Here is a 15,599-nt window from a genome sequence, read left to right on the forward strand (position 1 = left end):
GCTTATCCCAACCCACCCATGCTTTCCCCCCCGCTCGCCCCCGCCCATTCACGCATTCACGCATTCACGCATTCACTGCTGAGCCCCCACGGCCGCCTGCTCGACCTGCGCCGGCCGCGGGTGATGGGCATCCTGAACGTGACGCCCGACTCGTTTTTTTCCGGCAGCCGCGTGGCTGGGGAGGCCGACCTGCTGGCCCGCGCCGGGGCCCTGCTCGCGGCCGGCGCCACCGTGCTCGACGTGGGCGCCTATAGTACGCGCCCCGGCGCTGCCGACGTGCCCGTGGCCGAGGAGCTGGCCCGCCTACTGCCCGCCGTTGGGGCCCTGCGCCGCACGTTTCCTGGCGTGTTTCTGTCGGTCGATACCTTCCGGGCGGCCGTGGCCGAGGCCGCCGTGCACGCCGGCGCCGACCTGGTGAACGACGTGGGCGGCGGCACGCTCGACGCCGAAATGTTCGCCACCGTGGGCCGCCTACGCGTGCCCTACGTGCTGATGCACATGCGCGGCACGCCCCAAACGATGAGTAAGTTGACGGACTACGAAGACGACTTGGTGCTGACGCAGCTTCGGTTTTTCCGCGATGGGCTGGCTGCCCTGCGCGCCGCCGGGGCCCACGACGTGGTGCTCGACCCCGGCTTCGGCTTCGCCAAAACCGCTGCCCAGAGCTACGCGCTGCTGCGCCGCCTGCCCGAGCTGGGGGCCCTGGGGCGGCCCGTGCTGGCCGGCCTCTCCCGCAAAAAAATGGTGTATGGGCCCCTGGGCCTCACGCCCGAGGCGGCCCTCAACGGCACCACGGCCCTGCACGTGCTGGCCTTGCAGGGCGGGGCCCGCCTGCTGCGCGTGCACGACGCGGCCGAGGCTACGCAAGTAATTCAGCTGTATTTGAATATCTTTAAGCCAGAAGGCGCCAGCATAGGCTGAGCAGAGCAAGTTTTTGCATTCTGGCCGCGGTTTACTGGCAAAAAATTGCGTTCTTCGCAACGCCGGGGCGGTTTTCAAAATCTTTGCTTTGCCTGGATGCCCCCGCCGGGGCCCCGGGCCATTATCCCACCCTTCAGCGTCCTACCCGTGTCCGGCCCGTTCCCCGTCGACTTTTTGCGTTTCGGTTGGACCGACGCGGCCGATGTGCTGCTGGTGGCCGTGCTGCTCTACCAACTCTACAAGCTGCTGCGCGGCTCGGTGGCCCTGAGCGTGGCCGTGGGCTGGGCCTCGCTCTACCTGTTGTACCTGGTGGTGAAGGCGTTGGGTATGGAATTGCTCACCACCATCTTGGGCGAATTTATGAGCGTGGGCGTGCTGGCCACCATCATTTTGTTCCAGCAGGAAATCCGCCGGTTTTTGCTGACGGTGGGGCAGGCTACGGCCTTCGAACGGGTGCGGCGCTGGCGCTGGGGCTCGAACGCCGCCGAGCTGCTAGCCGTCGAGCCTTTCGTGGAAGCCGCCAAAAGCCTGAGCAACAAGTACACCGGGGCCCTTATCTGCTTCAGCCAGGCCTCCGACCTCAGCGCCTACGCCGAATCGGGCGACTGCCTCGATGCTGAGGTAAGCAAGCGCCTGCTGTTGAGCATTTTTAATAAAACCAGCCCGCTGCACGACGGGGCCGTGATTGTGGCTAATGGCCGCCTGCAAGCCGCCCGCTGCATCCTGCCGGTGAGCGACAACCCCGCCGTGCCCGCCGCCCTGGGCCTGCGCCACCGCGCCGCCATCGGCCTCACCGAAATCACCGATGCCGTCGTGCTGGTGGTCAGCGAAGAAACCGGCCAGATGAGCCTCGTGCGCCGCGGCGAGGTGTACCGCGGCCTCGATGCACCCACCCTGGCCGCCCGCCTCGGCGAGTGGCTGGGCGTGGACAATCGCTCCGCCGGCCAGCCCGTGTCCGTGGCTACCGCCACCTAGCCCCGGGAGGGGCACAAAGCCCAAGCTACACGCATAGAATGCGGATTTATACCTGTTCCGCGTCGAGCAGCGAGGCCGCTACTTGATAGCCAGGGGGGCCTTCGGGCTGCAGCTCGCTGAGCGAGGCGGGGGGGTGGCACAGCACGAGGCAGCCGCCGCGCTGGCGCAGGCGGTCGGCCCCCTGGCGCAGCAAAAACAGGGCGTGGGTGTTTAAATTGGCCAGGCTGCTGCAATCGACCCACACGCGGCGCTGGGGCTGGCGCAGGGCCCAGCGCAGGGCCCGGGCTAAGGGCGCGAGGCCCGCCCAGCCGTCGCTATCGGTGAGAATGAGGAGGCAGCTGTTGGGCAAAACTTCTTGGTAGACACGCATGACGGCTGGGCTTGTGGGAGGAAAGCGCCGGGCCCCCGGGCAGTTCGCGGGGCAGGGTGGTGGGTTGGCTGGCGCGGTGGGGAAGGCAACGCGGCAATCCAAGCTTCAAGCGTGTGCCATTGGATGGTAAACGCCTGAAGAGAAGAAGATATTGCAAATATACCAGCCAGGTCCAATGCTTTTACCTGGAAATATACTGATTTCACTTACGGACTATACGGAGGAAACTGCCAGGAACCGGGAGGCGCTGCGTCGGCCGTTTTGTCTTAAATAATTGAAGGATTGGTGCTTAATTCAAAGAAGCTCGCATAATTCCCACCAGTGCCGCTGTGCTACACCTAATCCAGCAGGCCCTCCGTTACGGCCCGGTGGATGAGGGCAGCGGTGTTCTTGGTTTGGGTTTTTTCCAGAATGTGCTGGCGGTGGGTTTCAACGGTGCGCTTGCTGGTGAAGAGCTTGGCGGCAATTTCGTTGGTGGTGAGGCCCGCGGCCAGCAGCTGAAGCACCTCCAGCTCGCGGGTGGTGAGGCGGCGGGCGCGCTGGCTGTTGGCCAGCGCCGCGGCCGTGGGGCCATGGGCAGCCGGAGCAGGGGCCAGTAACTGGTGCAACAAGCTCAGCCCCAGCTCCGAGCACAGGTACAGCTCGCCGGCCGCCACGGCCCGGATGGCCGCCAGCAACTCAATTTGCCCGGTGCTTTTGAGCAGGTAGCCCTGCGCGCCGGCTGCAAACAGCTCCCCAATGCGCTGGGGCTCGGCCACCATCGTGAGCACTAATACGCGCAGGGCGGGGTACTCGGCGCGCAGGCGCGCGGTGGTGGCCAGGCCGTCGAGCACGGGCATGGCAAGGTCGAGCAGTACCACGTCGGCGGGCGTGGTGGGCAGGCAATCGAGCAGCTCCTGGCCGTGGCTGGCTTCGCCCACCACTTCCAGGTCGGCCTCGGCGGCCAGCAGGGCACGCAGGCCGTTGCGCACAATGGAATGGTCGTCGACTACAAAGAGGCGGATCATGTCCGCCGGTGAAAAAAAGTGGGGCCCCGCGCCCCGCGCCGGTAATGCCGACCAGCCGGGAAGGTGAAGGGATGCATAGCGCTGGTTATTAACAGTAAACAGTGTAGCCAAGATAGAGAATTTTTTGAATATTCAATGGGTGTGCTTAGCTGAAAATTGCCGCGGGCGGCAGGGGCCGGGGCCCAACCCTATGCGGGGCCCTGCGTTAGCAAGCCCGCGCCCGTTGCGCCCCGTTTAGTCAATTCCCACCATGAAAATCGCCACCGAAAACCAAGACAAAGGCTTCCTGCCCGACGGTCGCCACCTGGTCGAAATCACCGGCATCGAAGAAGGCACCAGCGAGCACCAGAACGTGCCGTTTTTCGCCGCGCGCATGGAAAGCGCCGATGGCTTCGTGAGCCAGCGCTTCTACAATTCGCCCGCCGGCCATCCCATCATCCTGTCGCTATATGCGGCCGTGGGCATCCAGCCCCACGACGGCAAAGACCTGGACACCAAAGAGCTGATCGGCAAACACCTATCGGTGGAAGTGAGCGACCATAACTACACCGATCCCACCACCGGCAACGAGCGCAGCATCCGCCAGGCCACCGGCTTCCGGGCCGCGTAGCCGGGGCCCCAGGGCCCTAAAAAGAAAGGCGTCGCCCCGGCTGGGGCGACGCCTTTCTTTTTGGTTGTCCGTTGCTCGTTGCCAGTTGTCAGTCACTTGATGAGCAACGGACAACTGACGACGAGCAACTGACAACTAACGGATGACAACGAGCAACTGACAACTTACTTCAACACTTCCAGCTTCTTACCCACCTTTATGAAGGCGGCAATGGCTCGGTCGAGCTGGGTGCGGGTGTGGGCGGCGCTGAGTTGCACCCGAATGCGGGCTTTGCCCTGCGGCACCACGGGGTAGTAGAAGCCGACCACGTAGATGCCTTCGGCCAGCATTTGGGCGGCAAATTCCTGGGCCAACTTGGCGTCGTAGAGCATGACGGGCACGATGGGGTGCTCGCCGGCGGGGATGGCGAAGCCGGCGGCCGTCATCTTTTCGCGGAAGTACTTGGTGTTCTCTTCGAGCTGGTCGCGCAGTTGGGTGCTTTCCGTCAGCAGCTCCAGCACGCGCAGCGAGGCCCCCACAATGGCGGGCGCTAAGGTGTTGGAAAACAGGTAGGGACGGCTACGTTGGCGCAGCATGTCCACAATTTCCTTGCGGCCGCTGGTGAAGCCGCCCATGGCTCCGCCCAGGGCCTTGCCCAGCGTGCCGGTGATGATGTCGACGCGGCCCATCACGCCGCGCATCTCGTGGGTGCCGCGGCCGGTTTTGCCCAAAAAGCCGCTGCTGTGGCACTCGTCCACCATCACCAGGGCCTGGTACTTGTCGGCCAGGTCGCAGATTTTGTCGAGCTGGGCGATGGTGCCGTCCATCGAAAACGAGCCGTCGGTGACGATGATGCGGTGGCGCGTGCCCTTGGCCTGGGCGTCCTGGAGCTGCTTTTCCAGGTCGGCCATGTCGTTGTGCTGGTAGCGGTAGCGCTGGGCCTTGCACAAGCGCACGCCATCGATGATGGAAGCGTGGTTGAGGGCGTCGGAAATGATGGCGTCCTGCTCATTAAACAGCGGCTCGAATACCCCGCCGTTGGCGTCGAAGGCGGCGGCGTACAGAATGGTATCCTCGGTGCCCAGGAACTCGGCCAGCTTGGCTTCGAGCTGCTTGTGAATGTCCTGGGTGCCGCAGATGAAGCGCACCGAGCTCAGGCCGTAGCCGTGGGTGTCGATGGCTTCCTTGGCGGCCCGGATGACCTCGGGGTGCGAGCTGAGGCCCAGGTAGTTGTTGGCGCAGAAATTCAGCACTTCGCCGGCTTCTTCGGTGTCGATTTCCGCGCCCTGGGGCGAGGTAATTACGCGCTCTTTCTTGAAGAGGCCGTTGTCTTTGATTTCCTGGAGCTGCTGCTGAAGGTCGGGCTGGAGGGTGGCGTACATGGATGGGGAGTGAGGATAACTTTAGAACAAAGTTGGAAAATTTAATTCGTTGCCGGGCCGCCAGCAGATGCGGTACCGCACCGTGGCGCGGTGGGCGGCCGGGATAAGCTCTCGGGGCCCGAGAAGCTGTATAGCAAACAGGTCAATACAAACCAGGTTCCGTCGCGCAGCTCCCAAATCTGGTAAGAGTATCCCTTCCACAGGGCCCGACGTCTGAACGAGCGTCGGCTGTCGTAGCTCGTAATACCGGACACATCGGCCAGCGCAAAATGTAGTGCCGTACCAGCGTTGGTGTACGTGGCCGCCTGCGCGGTGCGGTCAATCGTCAGAGAGGCCCGCCGGTTGTGGCGCCAGTAGGTTAGGTGCAGCCAGAGGCCGCTGCCTCCCCAGCACAGTAGCACGGCGGCTAGTAGTAAGCTTAGGCCTGCCAGTGTGAGCTCATCGGCCAAGTGTACCGCGACGCTACCCATTGCAGCTCCCATCCACAACAGTGTGCCAGCCAGCAGCAGCGACAGCATATTTCGCCAGGGGCGGCTTTGGAAAACCACTACTGGCTTGTCCATTTTTTGGCTGTTGAAATGCAGCGCGTACGGGGCCCCCAGTATGAGTATAAAAGGCACGAGCAGCAGCAGATTCCACATGCCGTAAAGTTACCCATGCTTGCCACCGGCGACAAAAACGGCCGCGTGGGCGCGGCCGGTTGGGCGTTGGCATTCAGCGCTATAAATCTGAATGCAAACCAGTTTGGCGGCGCCAACATGCGGCTGAATATACCGTAGAACAAAGTCAAGCCAGGGCGTGCGCGCGCCTGTCCGTTCTTTTTTTTCCGCCTGGGCCCCTGGCCACCCGGCGCCTTATTCCGTTTCGCCATGCAAGCCCCCCAGAACCGAACAATTGTGCGCGGCAGCGAGCGTACCGCCCTGCCCCAGGCCCGCGCCGTGCGGCCCATCGCCCCCGACGAGCCGCTGGAAGTGACCGTGCGCCTACGCCCCCAGGGGGCCCCGGCAGACCTGTCGCCCAGCGCCTTTGCCGACCAGGCCCCGGCGGCCCGTACCTACCTCACCCGCACCGAGCTGGCCGCCCAAATGGGCGCCGCCCCGCAGGACGTAGCCGCCGTGACGGCCTTTGCCGCCGCCCACGGCCTGGCCGTGGTGCGCGCCGACGCTGCCCAGTGCTACGTGGTGTTGGCTGGCCCGGCCGGGGCCCTGAGCACCGCCTTTGGCACCGAGCTGCACCAGTACGAGTCGCCGGCCGGGCGCTACCGGGGCCGCACGGGGCCCCTGACGGTACCAAAGGCCCTGGGCGACATTGTGGCGGGCGTATTTGGGCTTGATGACCGGCCCCAGGCGCGGGCGCACTTCCAGGTACGGGGCCCCGCGGCGGGGGCCGTGGTGGCCCGCGTGGCGGGGCCCTCGTTCACGCCGCCGGCGCTGGCCAAGCTGTACAACTTCCCGGCCGGGCTCGATGGGCATGGCCAGTGCATTGGCCTTATTGAGCTGGGCGGCGGGTTTCGGCCAGACGATTTGACGGCCTACTTCACCCGCCTGAAACTGCCCGTGCCAGCCGTGGCCACGGTGGGCGTGGACGGCGGTAGTAACCAACCCACCACCGCCCAGGGCGCCGACGGCGAGGTGATGCTCGACATCGAAGTCGCCGCCGCCGTGGCCCCCGGGGCCCGCCTCGTGGTGTATTTCGCCCCCAACACCACCCAGGGCTTCCTGGATGCCGTGACGGCCGCCGTACACGACCAGGTGAACCAGCCGACGGTGATTTCCATCAGCTGGGGCGGGCCCGAAAATACCTGGACGACGGGGGCCCTCGACCAGTTCAACCAGGCGTTTCAGGCGGCGGCGCTGCTGGGCATCACCGTGTGCTGCGCGGCCGGTGACAACGGCTCGGGCGACGGCGTGGCCGATGGGCAGCCGCACGCCGACTTTCCGGCCTCCAGCCCGTTCGCGCTGGCCTGCGGCGGCACCAGGCTGACGGCGGCTGGCGCCAAAATCGGCAGCGAAGTGGTGTGGAACGCGGGCCCCGGCAGCGCCACCGGCGGCGGCATCAGCGCCCACTTTCCGGTGCCCGCGTACCAGAAAACCCTGAAGCTACCCATCGCCGCGCAAGCCAAGGCCGCTCAGCCCGGCCGCGGCCTGCCCGACGTGGCCGGCAACGCCGACCCTGCCTCGGGCTACGAGGTGCGCGTGGATGGCCAGGATTTGGTAATTGGCGGCACCAGCGCCGTAGCCCCGCTCTGGGCTGGGCTGGTGGCGCTCTTCAACCAAAAGCTGGCCAAGCCCGCCGGGTTTCTCAACCCGCTGCTGTACGGCTCGTTGGCCGGCCGGGGGCTGCTGCACGATATCACCTCGGGCACCAACGGCGCTTACGCCGCCCGCGCCGGCTGGGACGCCTGCACCGGCTGGGGTAGCCCCAACGGCGCGGCCCTGCTGGGGGCCCTGGCGGCCGCTCCGCCAACCAAACCTGCCTGACGGGCGCGGGCCGGCGGTATCTTTGCGGCCGATTTACGTTTCTCGTCTATTCTTTATTCTAGCGCAATGGCCCCCACCCCCGGCGATACCCCCACCTTACCCGGCACCGTGCTCGTTATCGGCGCCTGCGGCCAGCTCGGCCTTGAACTGACCGCCGCCCTGCGCCAGCGCTACCAGCCGCAAAACGTGGTGGCGGCCGACGTGCGGCCTCCCAAAAACCCGGAGACACTGGCCGGGGGGCCCTTCGAGCTGCTCGACGTGCTGGACAAGGACCGCCTGGAAGACCTCATCCGGCAGTACCGGCCGGTGCAGGTGTACCACCTCGCTGCCCTGCTCTCGGCCACGGCTGAGAAGGACCCGATGTTTGCCTGGAAACTGAACATGGACGGCCTGCTGAACGTGCTGAACCTGGCCGTGCAATACCGCGTGCCGCAGGTGTACTGGCCCAGCTCCATCGCCGTGTTCGGGCCCGACACGCCCCGCGAGCACACCCCGCAAACCACCGTCATGAACCCCAACACGGTGTACGGCATCAGCAAGCTGGCCGGCGAGCAGTGGTGCGAGTGGTACCACCGCCACCACGGCCTCGACGTGCGCAGCCTGCGCTACCCGGGCCTCATCGGCTACAAGAGCCTGCCCGGCGGCGGTACCACCGACTACGCCGTTGACATTTACCACAAAGCCGTGGCCGGCGAGAATTTCGAGTGCTTCCTGAAGGCAGATACATACTTGCCCATGATGTACATGCCCGACGCGCTAAAGGCCACCCTGGACCTGATGCACGCCCCGGCCGACCGCATCAAGGTGCGCACCAGCTACAACCTGGGCGCCATGAGCTTCTCGCCCGCCAAAATCACGGCCGCCATCCAGCAGGAAATCCCTGGTTTCCAGGTTAGCTATGCGCCCGACGGCCGCCAGGCCATTGCCGATTCCTGGCCCGCCAGCATCGACGACTCGGCCGCTCGCGCCGACTGGGGCTGGGCCCCGGAGTTCGATTTGGCCAAGATGACCCAGGACATGCTGACGCACTTGAAAGAGCCAGTGGTAGCATAATAAGAAAAAACGGGCGGTGGTCTAAACCGTGGTGATTTGTTTATTATGGTTATCGATACATATTTTGATTCTTGCATGGTGCAGGGTCAATGATTTACTGAACGAACAGGATTTGCGAACCAAGACCCCGCAGCGGTGGCGGAGCGACCAGTTGAGGGCCTCCACGGTACTGGTTCGCCCGCTGCCTTTGGCGCTGGGCAGGTGCGCGTGGGCGGGCAACACCGTGGCATAGGCTTCCCAGGCATCCGTGTAGTACGTCGTATTGGTCTGCTAACGGGCGGGTAAGGCTTGAAAGAGCCGCCGCTCTGTGGCCGCTCCCCGGCAGCCCAATACCCCGGCCACGATGCGCCGGGAGGCCCGTTCGACTGCCAACCACCGCCATACTTTGCGCTTGCCGACAAAGGTCCACCCTTCATCCGGTTCCAATACCGCTTCTTCCGGCTCAGCTACTTTCGTTCCAACCACCTTCGGTCCAACTACCTCCGGCTCAACCGCCTTCATTATGACTTTTTTTTATCCACCGCGCAATCGTCATGCGGGCAACACCCGTGACCCGCACCACGCTGCGTTGCGAGTTGCGCTCGACTAGCAACTTGAGCCCCTGCTCGTACTGAGCGGCCCGCTGCGGCGCGGCGGGGGCAAAAACCGCCTGATGGCCGCAGTCGTAGCAGCGATACTTGGCTTTGCCGCGACTCGCCCCGTTTTTTTAGAGCCGTTGGCTGGCACAATTGGCACACGTTAGAATAGTTAAAATCATACATAAATATAATAGCTCACCACGATTTAGACCACCCCCGTAGTTATTAAACGGCCCTTCTCAGCCCACACTGCTCTGTCCGCTCCCTACTCCACCACCAGCCCGTACTTCTCCAATAACCCCGGCAGGCTGGCCAGGGCGAACTGGGCCCCCGCGAGGCCGTTGGCTTCGGGGTCGAGGGCGAGGCCGGTGGCAGTGCGGAAATCGGCCCCGGCCAGCTGGGTGTCGTGGAAGACGGTGCCGGCCAGCGAGCAGTCGGCGAACAGGGCCCCGGTGAGGTCGGCGTTGGTGAAGTCGGCCTCGTCGAGGATGCAGTGGGCGAAGCGGGTGGCCGGCATTTTGCGGCCCCCGAAGGTGGCGTAGCGCAGCTGGCAATGGTCGAAGTGCACGCCGAAGAATAGGTCGCGGCAGGCGCCGAAGGGTACGCCCAGTAGCTTGCAGCCGTCGAAGGCCACGTTTTGCAGGGCGGTTTGGGTGAGCTGGGCCGCGGCCAGGTTGCAGCGCTCGAAGCGGCAGTCGAGGAAGCGCAGGCGGCTGAGGTCGGCCCCGCCAAAGTCGCCGCCGATGAAGTGAAACTGCTCGAATTCGGGGCCCTCGGCCAGCAGACGGCGGCCGTCCCAGCGCTCCACTACTTGGTCGGACGGGAAACGAGTGGGTGGGCGCAGCACAACGGGTTTGCGGGACGGTTTCATGGGTACGGAAGGCGAACGGTGGGGCCCCAAAAGTAGCGCCGCCGGCCGGCGCGCTTCATGCGGCGCACGGGCAAAGGCACTTTCTTTGCAGCCCGCTTATGCCGTTACTCCCGCTTGCTTCCGCCTGGCTGGCCGTCGTTGATTCGTACTGGGCCACCCTCACGTACCCCGTGGGGCTGGGCCTGGCCGTATGCCTGGGCAGCTGGCTGGCCCAGCGCCAGTACCTGCGCCACGGGCGGGCCTGGAAGCCCATTGGCGTGGAAGGCGGCATTTTTAGTATGTTCGGCCTGCTGCTCTCCTTCACGATGGTGGCCTCGGGCACGGCCGTGAAAGCCCGCGACGCCACTGTGCACGCCGAGGCCAGCAGCATTTCCGACCTGCACCGCCAGAGCCAGCTGTACCCGCCCGCGCTGCGGGCCCAGGTGCGGGCCTATCTGCTGGCGTCGTTGCGCGACCAGCTGGCCCACCCCACCCCCAACGCCGCCGAGTGCCTGCGCCTGGTGCACCGCGCCGACTCACTCAACCGCGCCCTCGACGCCGGCCTGCTGGCCCACCTGGCCGGGGCTCCCGCCGACCGCCCCGTGGTGCAGCAGGCGCTGACGCTGGCGGCGGCCAAAAATGCTAATTATTTCGCCTTGCTTTATACGTTTCGCGAGCGCACGCCGCGCACCATTCTGGTGGCGCTGGTGGTGGTTTCGCTGGGCATGGGCTTTTTGATTGGCTTCATGAACCGCTTCCAGGATTTTCCCAACCAGCTCATTCCCATCGTTTTCGTCGTCACGGTGGCCGTGCTCGTCACCACCATCCGCGACCTCGACAACCCCGGCCGCGGCGTGGTGACGCCCGATTACGACGACCTCTCCAACGTGGAAGCCGTCATCCGCCGGGGCCCCTAGCGGGCCCGGCATAACCTCGGCCGGCCTTTCGCAGTTTAGCGCAAATGGGCCGCCGCGCTCATCTTTTTTTCTTGCCAATGGTTGCTCGCTCCGTTTATTTTGAAAATGCCGTGGGGCGCGTTTGGGAAGAACCCCTGCACTACCTGCGGCTCGACTACTACGCCGCCCCGCGCGAGGAGGTGGCCTTTCGGGCCTTGCTCACGCACGCGCTGCACGCCCTGGTGCGGCGGGGCTGGGGCAAAATGCTCATCGACCAGCGCAAGATGGCGCCCTACTCCGACGCCGAGCGCGCCTGGATGTTGGACGAGTGGTTGCCGCGCGCCATCCGCGAGGGCGGCTACCGCTATGGCGCCGTGGTGCTGGCCGAAAACCCCTTCGCCCGCGTCAGCATGACGCGCCTCTCCCTGGCGGCCCGCGAACTGGGCAACACTTACAAAACCTTCGACACCGAAGCCGATGCCGCGGCCTGGCTCACGCAGGCTGTGGTGGCGCGGTAACCGCTTCCATAGTTCTATAAAAGCAAATAGGGGCCCCGGGCAATGCCTGGGGCCCCTGTCACGTAGAAACTGTCATGCTCATCTGGCGAAGCATCTTATCAGGGCTGAATGACCTGTTCGGCCCTGATAAGATGCTTCGTAAGCTCAGCACGATAGTTTCTATTCAGCTAGGCGCTTGCCGCGGCTTGGCGCGCTCGTACTGCACGGGCCAGGCCACGTCGGCGCCCAACTCGTGGGCGGCGTGCAGCGGGAAGTAAGGGTCGCGTAGCTCCTCGCGGGCCAGCAGCACGAGGTCGGCCTGGCCACTGGCCACAATTTCCTCGGCCTGGGCCGCGGTGGTGATGAGGCCCACGGCCCCGGTGGCCACGCCGGCCTCGCGGCGGATGCGCTCGGCAAATTCGACCTGATAGCCGGGCGCGCTCGGGATGCTGGCGTGGGGCACATTGCCGCCCGTGGACGTGTCGATGAGGTCGGCACCTTCGGCTTTCAGCACTTTCGCCAGCTCCACCGAATCCTCAATGGTCCAGCCGCCCTTCGTCCAATCGGTGGCCGAAATGCGCACGAGTAGCGGCAAGTGATTGGGTAATAGGGCCCCCACGGCGCGCACCACTTCCACCGTCAGGCGGATGCGGTTCTCGAACGAGCCGCCGTACTCGTCGGTGCGCTGGTTGCTGAGGGGCGAGTAGAACTCATGCAGCAGGTAGCCGTGGGCGGCGTGGATTTCAATAATCTGAAAGCCTGCCGCCAGGGCCCGCACCGTGGCGGCCCGGAAATCGGCAATAACTTTTTGGATGCCCGCCGCGTCCAGCGCCATCGGCTGCGGGTAGTCGTAGTTGAACGGCGCGTCGCCGGGGCCCACCACCTGCCAGCCACCGAAGAACACCGGCACGGCGCCGCTGCCCTTCCAGCTGGTGTAGGTGCTGGCCTTGCGGCCGGCGTGGGCCAGCTGAATGCCGGGCACGCTGCCCTGGGCCACGATGAACGTGTTGATGCGCCGTAGGAAATCGACGTGCTCATCTTTCCAGATGCCGAGGTCGTCGGGGGTGATGCGGCCCTCGGGCGACACGGCGGCCGCCTCGCAGATGACGAGGCCCGCGCCGCCCACCGCCCGGCTGCCCAGGTGAACCAGGTGCCAGTCGTTGGCGAAGCCGTCGATGCTGCTGTACTCGCACATGGGCGACACGACGAGGCGGTTTTTGAGGGTGACGCCGCGCAGGGCGAAGGAATCGAAGAGGGAGGGCATGGGCAAGGGGGTAAGGACTAATAACCGGGGCCCCGGCCGATGGTTTGGGGCCCCGCGGCCCGGGGTGGCCGGGGCGGGTATTCCCCCAGCCTTACCCCAATTACGCCGCGCCGGTTGCGCCGGGGCCCCACGCGGCGGGGCAGCGGCGCCCGCCCGGGCGGTAGCGGCGGCGGGCAATACCTTTGCTCGGGCCCCTTGGGGGCCCCACGCACCGGTTGCTCTTCGCTTCTCTTTCTCGTTCGCCCATGTTCAAAAAGGTTTTTCTCGCCGCGCTCTTGCTGAGCACGTTGGCCGGCCCGCTGGCGGCCCAAACCCTGAAGCTAGCCACCTACAACATTCGCTACGACAACAAGCAGGACACGGCCAACGCCTGGCTCCGGCGGCTGCCGTACATGGCGGGGCTCATTAAGTTTCAGGATTTTGACCTGTTTGGCACCCAGGAAGTGCTGCACAACCAGCTGCTAGACCTGGCCGGGGCCCTGCCTGGCTACGGCCACGTGGGCGTGGGCCGCGACGACGGCAAGGAGGCCGGCGAATACGCGGCCATCTTCTACAAAAAAGCCAAGTTCGAGCTGCTTAAACAGGGCACGTTCTGGCTCTCGCCTACCCCCGCCGTGCCCAGCAAGGGCTGGGACGCCGCGCTGCCGCGCATTTGCACCTGGGGCCAGTTTCGCGACCGGAGCACGGGCTTCGTGTTCTACTTCTTCAACACCCACTTCGACCACGTCGGCGTGGTGGCCCGTCGCGAAAGCGCCAAGCTGATTCTGGCCCAAGTGCAAGCCCTGGCCGGCACCGCGCCCGCCGTGCTGAGCGGCGACTTCAACGTGGACCAGCGCAACGAAAGCTACGCCCTGGTCAACGCCTCGGGCCGGCTGAAGGACGCCTACACCACGGCCGCGCTGGTGTACGCGCCCAGCGGCACGTTCAACAACTTCGACCCCAAAACTAAGTCCGACGCCCGCATCGACCACATTTTCCTGAGCCCGGCGTTCACCGTGGCCCGCTACGGCATCCTGACGGACACCTACGGCGGCGGCAAAATGCCCTCCGACCACTACCCCGTGGCCGTGGACGTGCGCTACGCCCGGCCCAAGTAAGGGCAACCCGCCCGCGGAAAGATGGGGCCCCGGCAAGCGCGGCCTTAGCAACGCAACCCCCGGCCCGGCACGTAAAGCCAAGCTGCTGCTCATCATTCCATCTTTTCGCGCTATGTTTCAAGAATCTTCCGCCCCGGCCTTCGTGCCCGAGGCCGACGCCCCCGCCGTGGGCGCCACCGACGCCTCGCGCCGCCAGTTCATCAACTACGCCGGGCACGGCCTGCTGGCCACCGCCGTGGCGGGGGCCCTGCCCCTGGCTGCCGCCGAAGCAGCCGACCTGAGCGGCTTCGGCACCCAGGCCCAAACGCCCACCGGCGACCTCGACATCAAGCTGCCGCCGCTGGATGCCTCCACCGACCCCAAGGCCGGCCCCTTCCCCAACCCCGACGCGCCCGACCAGCGCGTGGGCTACGCCATTGTGGGCCTGGGCCACCTCACGCTGGCCGAAATTTTGCCCGCCTTTGGGCAGTGCAAGCACGCCAAGGCCGTGGCCTTGGTGAGCGGCAACGCCGACAAAATGGCCACGGCCGCCAAGCAGTACGGCATCAAGCCCAGCAGCTGCTACTCGTACCAGACCTACGACCAGCTGAAGGATAACCCCGAGGTGCAGGTCATTTACATCGTGCTGCCCAACGCGCAGCACCACGAGTTCACCATCCGCGGGGCCCGGGCCGGCAAGCACATCCTCTGCGAGAAGCCGATGGCCAACTCTGTGAAGGAGTGCGAGGAAATGATTGCCGCCTGCAACAAGGCCAGCAAGAAGCTGATGATTGCTTACCGCATTCAGTACGAGCCCCTGAACCGGGCTGCCATGAAGCTGGTGCGCGACAAAACCTATGGCAAAACCAAGCTTATCCAAATGATGAACTGCCAGAACCAGGCCTACGACCAGCAGTGGCGCCACAAAAAAGCCCTGGCCGGCGGCGGCTCCTTGCCCGACGTGGGCTTGTACTGCCTCAACACCACGCGCTTTTTGCTGGGCGAAGAACCCAACGAGGTTTCGGCCCATATTTACAGCACACCCGGCGACGACCGTTTTAAGGAAGTGGAAGAGAGCGTGAGCTTTACGCTGCGTTTCCCGAGCGGAGTTATCTCGCAGTGCATGAGCGGCTACGGCTCGTTCAACGCCAAAAGCTACGCCGTGCACGCCGAAACCGGCACCATCAAAATGGACCCGGCTTTTCCCTACAAAGGCCTGAAGCAGGAGCTGGTGCACGCCCCCAACGGCAAGCAAGTAACCGAAATCCCCAACGACCCCGACAAGCAGCAGTTTGCCCTCGAAATGGACCACATGGCCGAGTGCGTGCGCAACAATAAAACGCCCTATACCCCGGGCGAAGAAGGCCTTCAGGACCAGCGTATTATGGAAGCTATCTACCAGTCGGCCAAGGAGAACCGGCCCGTGAAGCTGACCGCTGGCGTGGGCAAAACGGATGCCTTCCGGGGCCCCGCGCCCGCCGAAGAACCGGCGTAGCTTTGGCCGGCCTTTCCTACACTGCGGCAACGGCGCGGGCCCCCAGGGCCCCGCGCCGTTGCCTTTTCTACCCTTCCAAGCTATGTCCCTCCGCACTGTCCGGTAGCAGCACCGGGCCGTCAATGACCCCATTGCCGACCTGCTGACCTACCAGGCCCTGCCCACC

At 65.1% G+C, this 15,599-nt stretch carries 15 protein-coding genes and 1 pseudogene; 9 read left to right on the top strand and 7 right to left on the bottom strand.

Translation table 11 applies throughout. From position 1 onward, the window contains the following. Positions 1 to 18 precede the first annotated feature (18 nt). Positions 19 to 921 carry a dihydropteroate synthase gene (gene folP, locus DDQ68_RS16725; protein ID WP_109657324.1) on the top strand — a complete coding sequence of 301 codons (903 nt, stop codon included), beginning with the start codon at positions 19 to 21 and terminating at the stop codon, positions 919 to 921. A gap of 147 nt (positions 922 to 1,068) precedes the next feature. Then, the gene (cdaA, locus tag DDQ68_RS16730; protein WP_245897085.1) at positions 1,069 to 1,896 is read left to right on the top strand and encodes a diadenylate cyclase CdaA; all 828 of its coding nucleotides are present in this window, start codon (positions 1,069 to 1,071) and stop codon (positions 1,894 to 1,896) included. Between the two features lie 46 nt (positions 1,897 to 1,942). Here cdaA and DDQ68_RS16735 read toward each other — a convergent pair whose 3' ends face one another. Together DDQ68_RS16735 and DDQ68_RS16740 are read right to left on the bottom strand one after the other, a co-directional pair. Continuing rightward, positions 1,943 to 2,266, bottom strand: coding sequence for a hypothetical protein (locus DDQ68_RS16735; RefSeq protein WP_109657326.1), 324 nt, complete (start codon positions 2,264 to 2,266; stop codon positions 1,943 to 1,945). Positions 2,267 to 2,604: 338 nt separating this feature from the next. Continuing rightward, positions 2,605 to 3,273, bottom strand: coding sequence for a response regulator transcription factor (locus DDQ68_RS16740; protein ID WP_109657327.1), 669 nt, complete (start codon positions 3,271 to 3,273; stop codon positions 2,605 to 2,607). Between the two features lie 250 nt (positions 3,274 to 3,523). Here DDQ68_RS16740 and DDQ68_RS16745 point away from each other — a divergent pair, with 250 nt between their 5' ends. Next, on the top strand, positions 3,524 to 3,883 hold the full coding sequence (locus DDQ68_RS16745) for a hypothetical protein (RefSeq protein WP_109657328.1): 360 nt from the start codon (positions 3,524 to 3,526) through the stop codon (positions 3,881 to 3,883). A 164-nt stretch (positions 3,884 to 4,047) separates the two neighbouring features. Here DDQ68_RS16745 and kbl read toward each other — a convergent pair whose 3' ends face one another. Then, on the bottom strand, positions 4,048 to 5,244 hold the full coding sequence (kbl, locus tag DDQ68_RS16750) for a glycine C-acetyltransferase (protein WP_109657329.1): 1,197 nt from the start codon (positions 5,242 to 5,244) through the stop codon (positions 4,048 to 4,050). Between the two features lie 41 nt (positions 5,245 to 5,285). Then, positions 5,286 to 5,885, bottom strand: a complete 600-nt coding sequence (locus DDQ68_RS16755; protein WP_109657330.1) for a PH domain-containing protein — start codon at positions 5,883 to 5,885, stop codon at positions 5,286 to 5,288. Between the two features lie 228 nt (positions 5,886 to 6,113). Here DDQ68_RS16755 and DDQ68_RS16760 point away from each other — a divergent pair, with 228 nt between their 5' ends. Then, entirely contained in the window at positions 6,114 to 7,724 is a 1,611-nt protein-coding gene (locus tag DDQ68_RS16760; protein ID WP_109657331.1) for a S53 family peptidase, read from the top strand. Between the two features lie 66 nt (positions 7,725 to 7,790). Then, positions 7,791 to 8,777 carry an NAD-dependent epimerase/dehydratase family protein gene (locus DDQ68_RS16765; protein ID WP_109657332.1) on the top strand — a complete coding sequence of 329 codons (987 nt, stop codon included), beginning with the start codon at positions 7,791 to 7,793 and terminating at the stop codon, positions 8,775 to 8,777. A 21-nt stretch (positions 8,778 to 8,798) separates the two neighbouring features. Here DDQ68_RS16765 and DDQ68_RS24835 read toward each other — a convergent pair. Beyond that, positions 8,799 to 9,278: pseudogene (locus DDQ68_RS24835) on the bottom strand (IS1 family transposase). A gap of 342 nt (positions 9,279 to 9,620) precedes the next feature. After that, a complete protein-coding gene (locus DDQ68_RS16780) occupies positions 9,621 to 10,226 on the bottom strand; it encodes a pentapeptide repeat-containing protein (RefSeq protein WP_109657335.1) in 606 nt (201 codons plus the stop codon). A gap of 98 nt (positions 10,227 to 10,324) precedes the next feature. Here DDQ68_RS16780 and DDQ68_RS16785 point away from each other — a divergent pair, with 98 nt between their 5' ends. Both DDQ68_RS16785 and DDQ68_RS16790 read left to right on the top strand, forming a co-directional pair. Continuing rightward, positions 10,325 to 11,122, top strand: coding sequence for a bestrophin-like domain (locus DDQ68_RS16785; protein ID WP_109657336.1), 798 nt, complete (start codon positions 10,325 to 10,327; stop codon positions 11,120 to 11,122). A 77-nt stretch (positions 11,123 to 11,199) separates the two neighbouring features. After that, positions 11,200 to 11,619: a hypothetical protein gene (locus DDQ68_RS16790; protein WP_109657337.1), complete on the top strand. Its 420-nt coding sequence runs from the start codon at positions 11,200 to 11,202 to the stop codon at positions 11,617 to 11,619. 163 nt (positions 11,620 to 11,782) lie between these two features. Here the strand turns inward: DDQ68_RS16790 and DDQ68_RS16795 are convergent, their stop codons facing one another. Next, entirely contained in the window at positions 11,783 to 12,862 is a 1,080-nt protein-coding gene (locus DDQ68_RS16795) for an NADH:flavin oxidoreductase/NADH oxidase (protein WP_109657338.1), read from the bottom strand. Positions 12,863 to 13,107: 245 nt separating this feature from the next. Here DDQ68_RS16795 and DDQ68_RS16800 point away from each other — a divergent pair, with 245 nt between their 5' ends. Further along, a complete protein-coding gene (locus tag DDQ68_RS16800) occupies positions 13,108 to 13,959 on the top strand; it encodes an endonuclease/exonuclease/phosphatase family protein (RefSeq protein WP_109657339.1) in 852 nt (283 codons plus the stop codon). Positions 13,960 to 14,071: 112 nt separating this feature from the next. Continuing rightward, the gene (locus DDQ68_RS16805; protein WP_109657340.1) at positions 14,072 to 15,433 is read left to right on the top strand and encodes a Gfo/Idh/MocA family protein; all 1,362 of its coding nucleotides are present in this window, start codon (positions 14,072 to 14,074) and stop codon (positions 15,431 to 15,433) included. The last annotated feature ends 166 nt before the right edge of the window (positions 15,434 to 15,599 follow it).

It is taken from the genome of Hymenobacter nivis (genome assembly GCF_003149515.1).
Lineage (GTDB): Bacteria > Bacteroidota > Bacteroidia > Cytophagales > Hymenobacteraceae > Hymenobacter > Hymenobacter nivis.

Coding starts and splice junctions, on each gene's coding strand:
- folP (WP_109657324.1), top strand. CDS start 19: ATGCTTTCCCCCCCGCTCGCCCCCGCCCATTCACGCATTCACGCATTC.
- DDQ68_RS16735 (WP_109657326.1), bottom strand. CDS start 2,266: ATGCGTGTCTACCAAGAAGTTTTGCCCAACAGCTGCCTCCTCATTCTC.
- DDQ68_RS16740 (WP_109657327.1), bottom strand. CDS start 3,273: ATGATCCGCCTCTTTGTAGTCGACGACCATTCCATTGTGCGCAACGGC.
- DDQ68_RS16745 (WP_109657328.1), top strand. CDS start 3,524: ATGAAAATCGCCACCGAAAACCAAGACAAAGGCTTCCTGCCCGACGGT.
- kbl (WP_109657329.1), bottom strand. CDS start 5,244: ATGTACGCCACCCTCCAGCCCGACCTTCAGCAGCAGCTCCAGGAAATC.
- DDQ68_RS16755 (WP_109657330.1), bottom strand. CDS start 5,885: ATGTGGAATCTGCTGCTGCTCGTGCCTTTTATACTCATACTGGGGGCC.
- DDQ68_RS16760 (WP_109657331.1), top strand. CDS start 6,114: ATGCAAGCCCCCCAGAACCGAACAATTGTGCGCGGCAGCGAGCGTACC.
- DDQ68_RS16765 (WP_109657332.1), top strand. CDS start 7,791: ATGGCCCCCACCCCCGGCGATACCCCCACCTTACCCGGCACCGTGCTC.
- DDQ68_RS16780 (WP_109657335.1), bottom strand. CDS start 10,226: ATGAAACCGTCCCGCAAACCCGTTGTGCTGCGCCCACCCACTCGTTTC.
- DDQ68_RS16785 (WP_109657336.1), top strand. CDS start 10,325: ATGCCGTTACTCCCGCTTGCTTCCGCCTGGCTGGCCGTCGTTGATTCG.
- DDQ68_RS16790 (WP_109657337.1), top strand. CDS start 11,200: ATGGTTGCTCGCTCCGTTTATTTTGAAAATGCCGTGGGGCGCGTTTGG.
- DDQ68_RS16795 (WP_109657338.1), bottom strand. CDS start 12,862: ATGCCCTCCCTCTTCGATTCCTTCGCCCTGCGCGGCGTCACCCTCAAA.
- DDQ68_RS16800 (WP_109657339.1), top strand. CDS start 13,108: ATGTTCAAAAAGGTTTTTCTCGCCGCGCTCTTGCTGAGCACGTTGGCC.
- DDQ68_RS16805 (WP_109657340.1), top strand. CDS start 14,072: ATGTTTCAAGAATCTTCCGCCCCGGCCTTCGTGCCCGAGGCCGACGCC.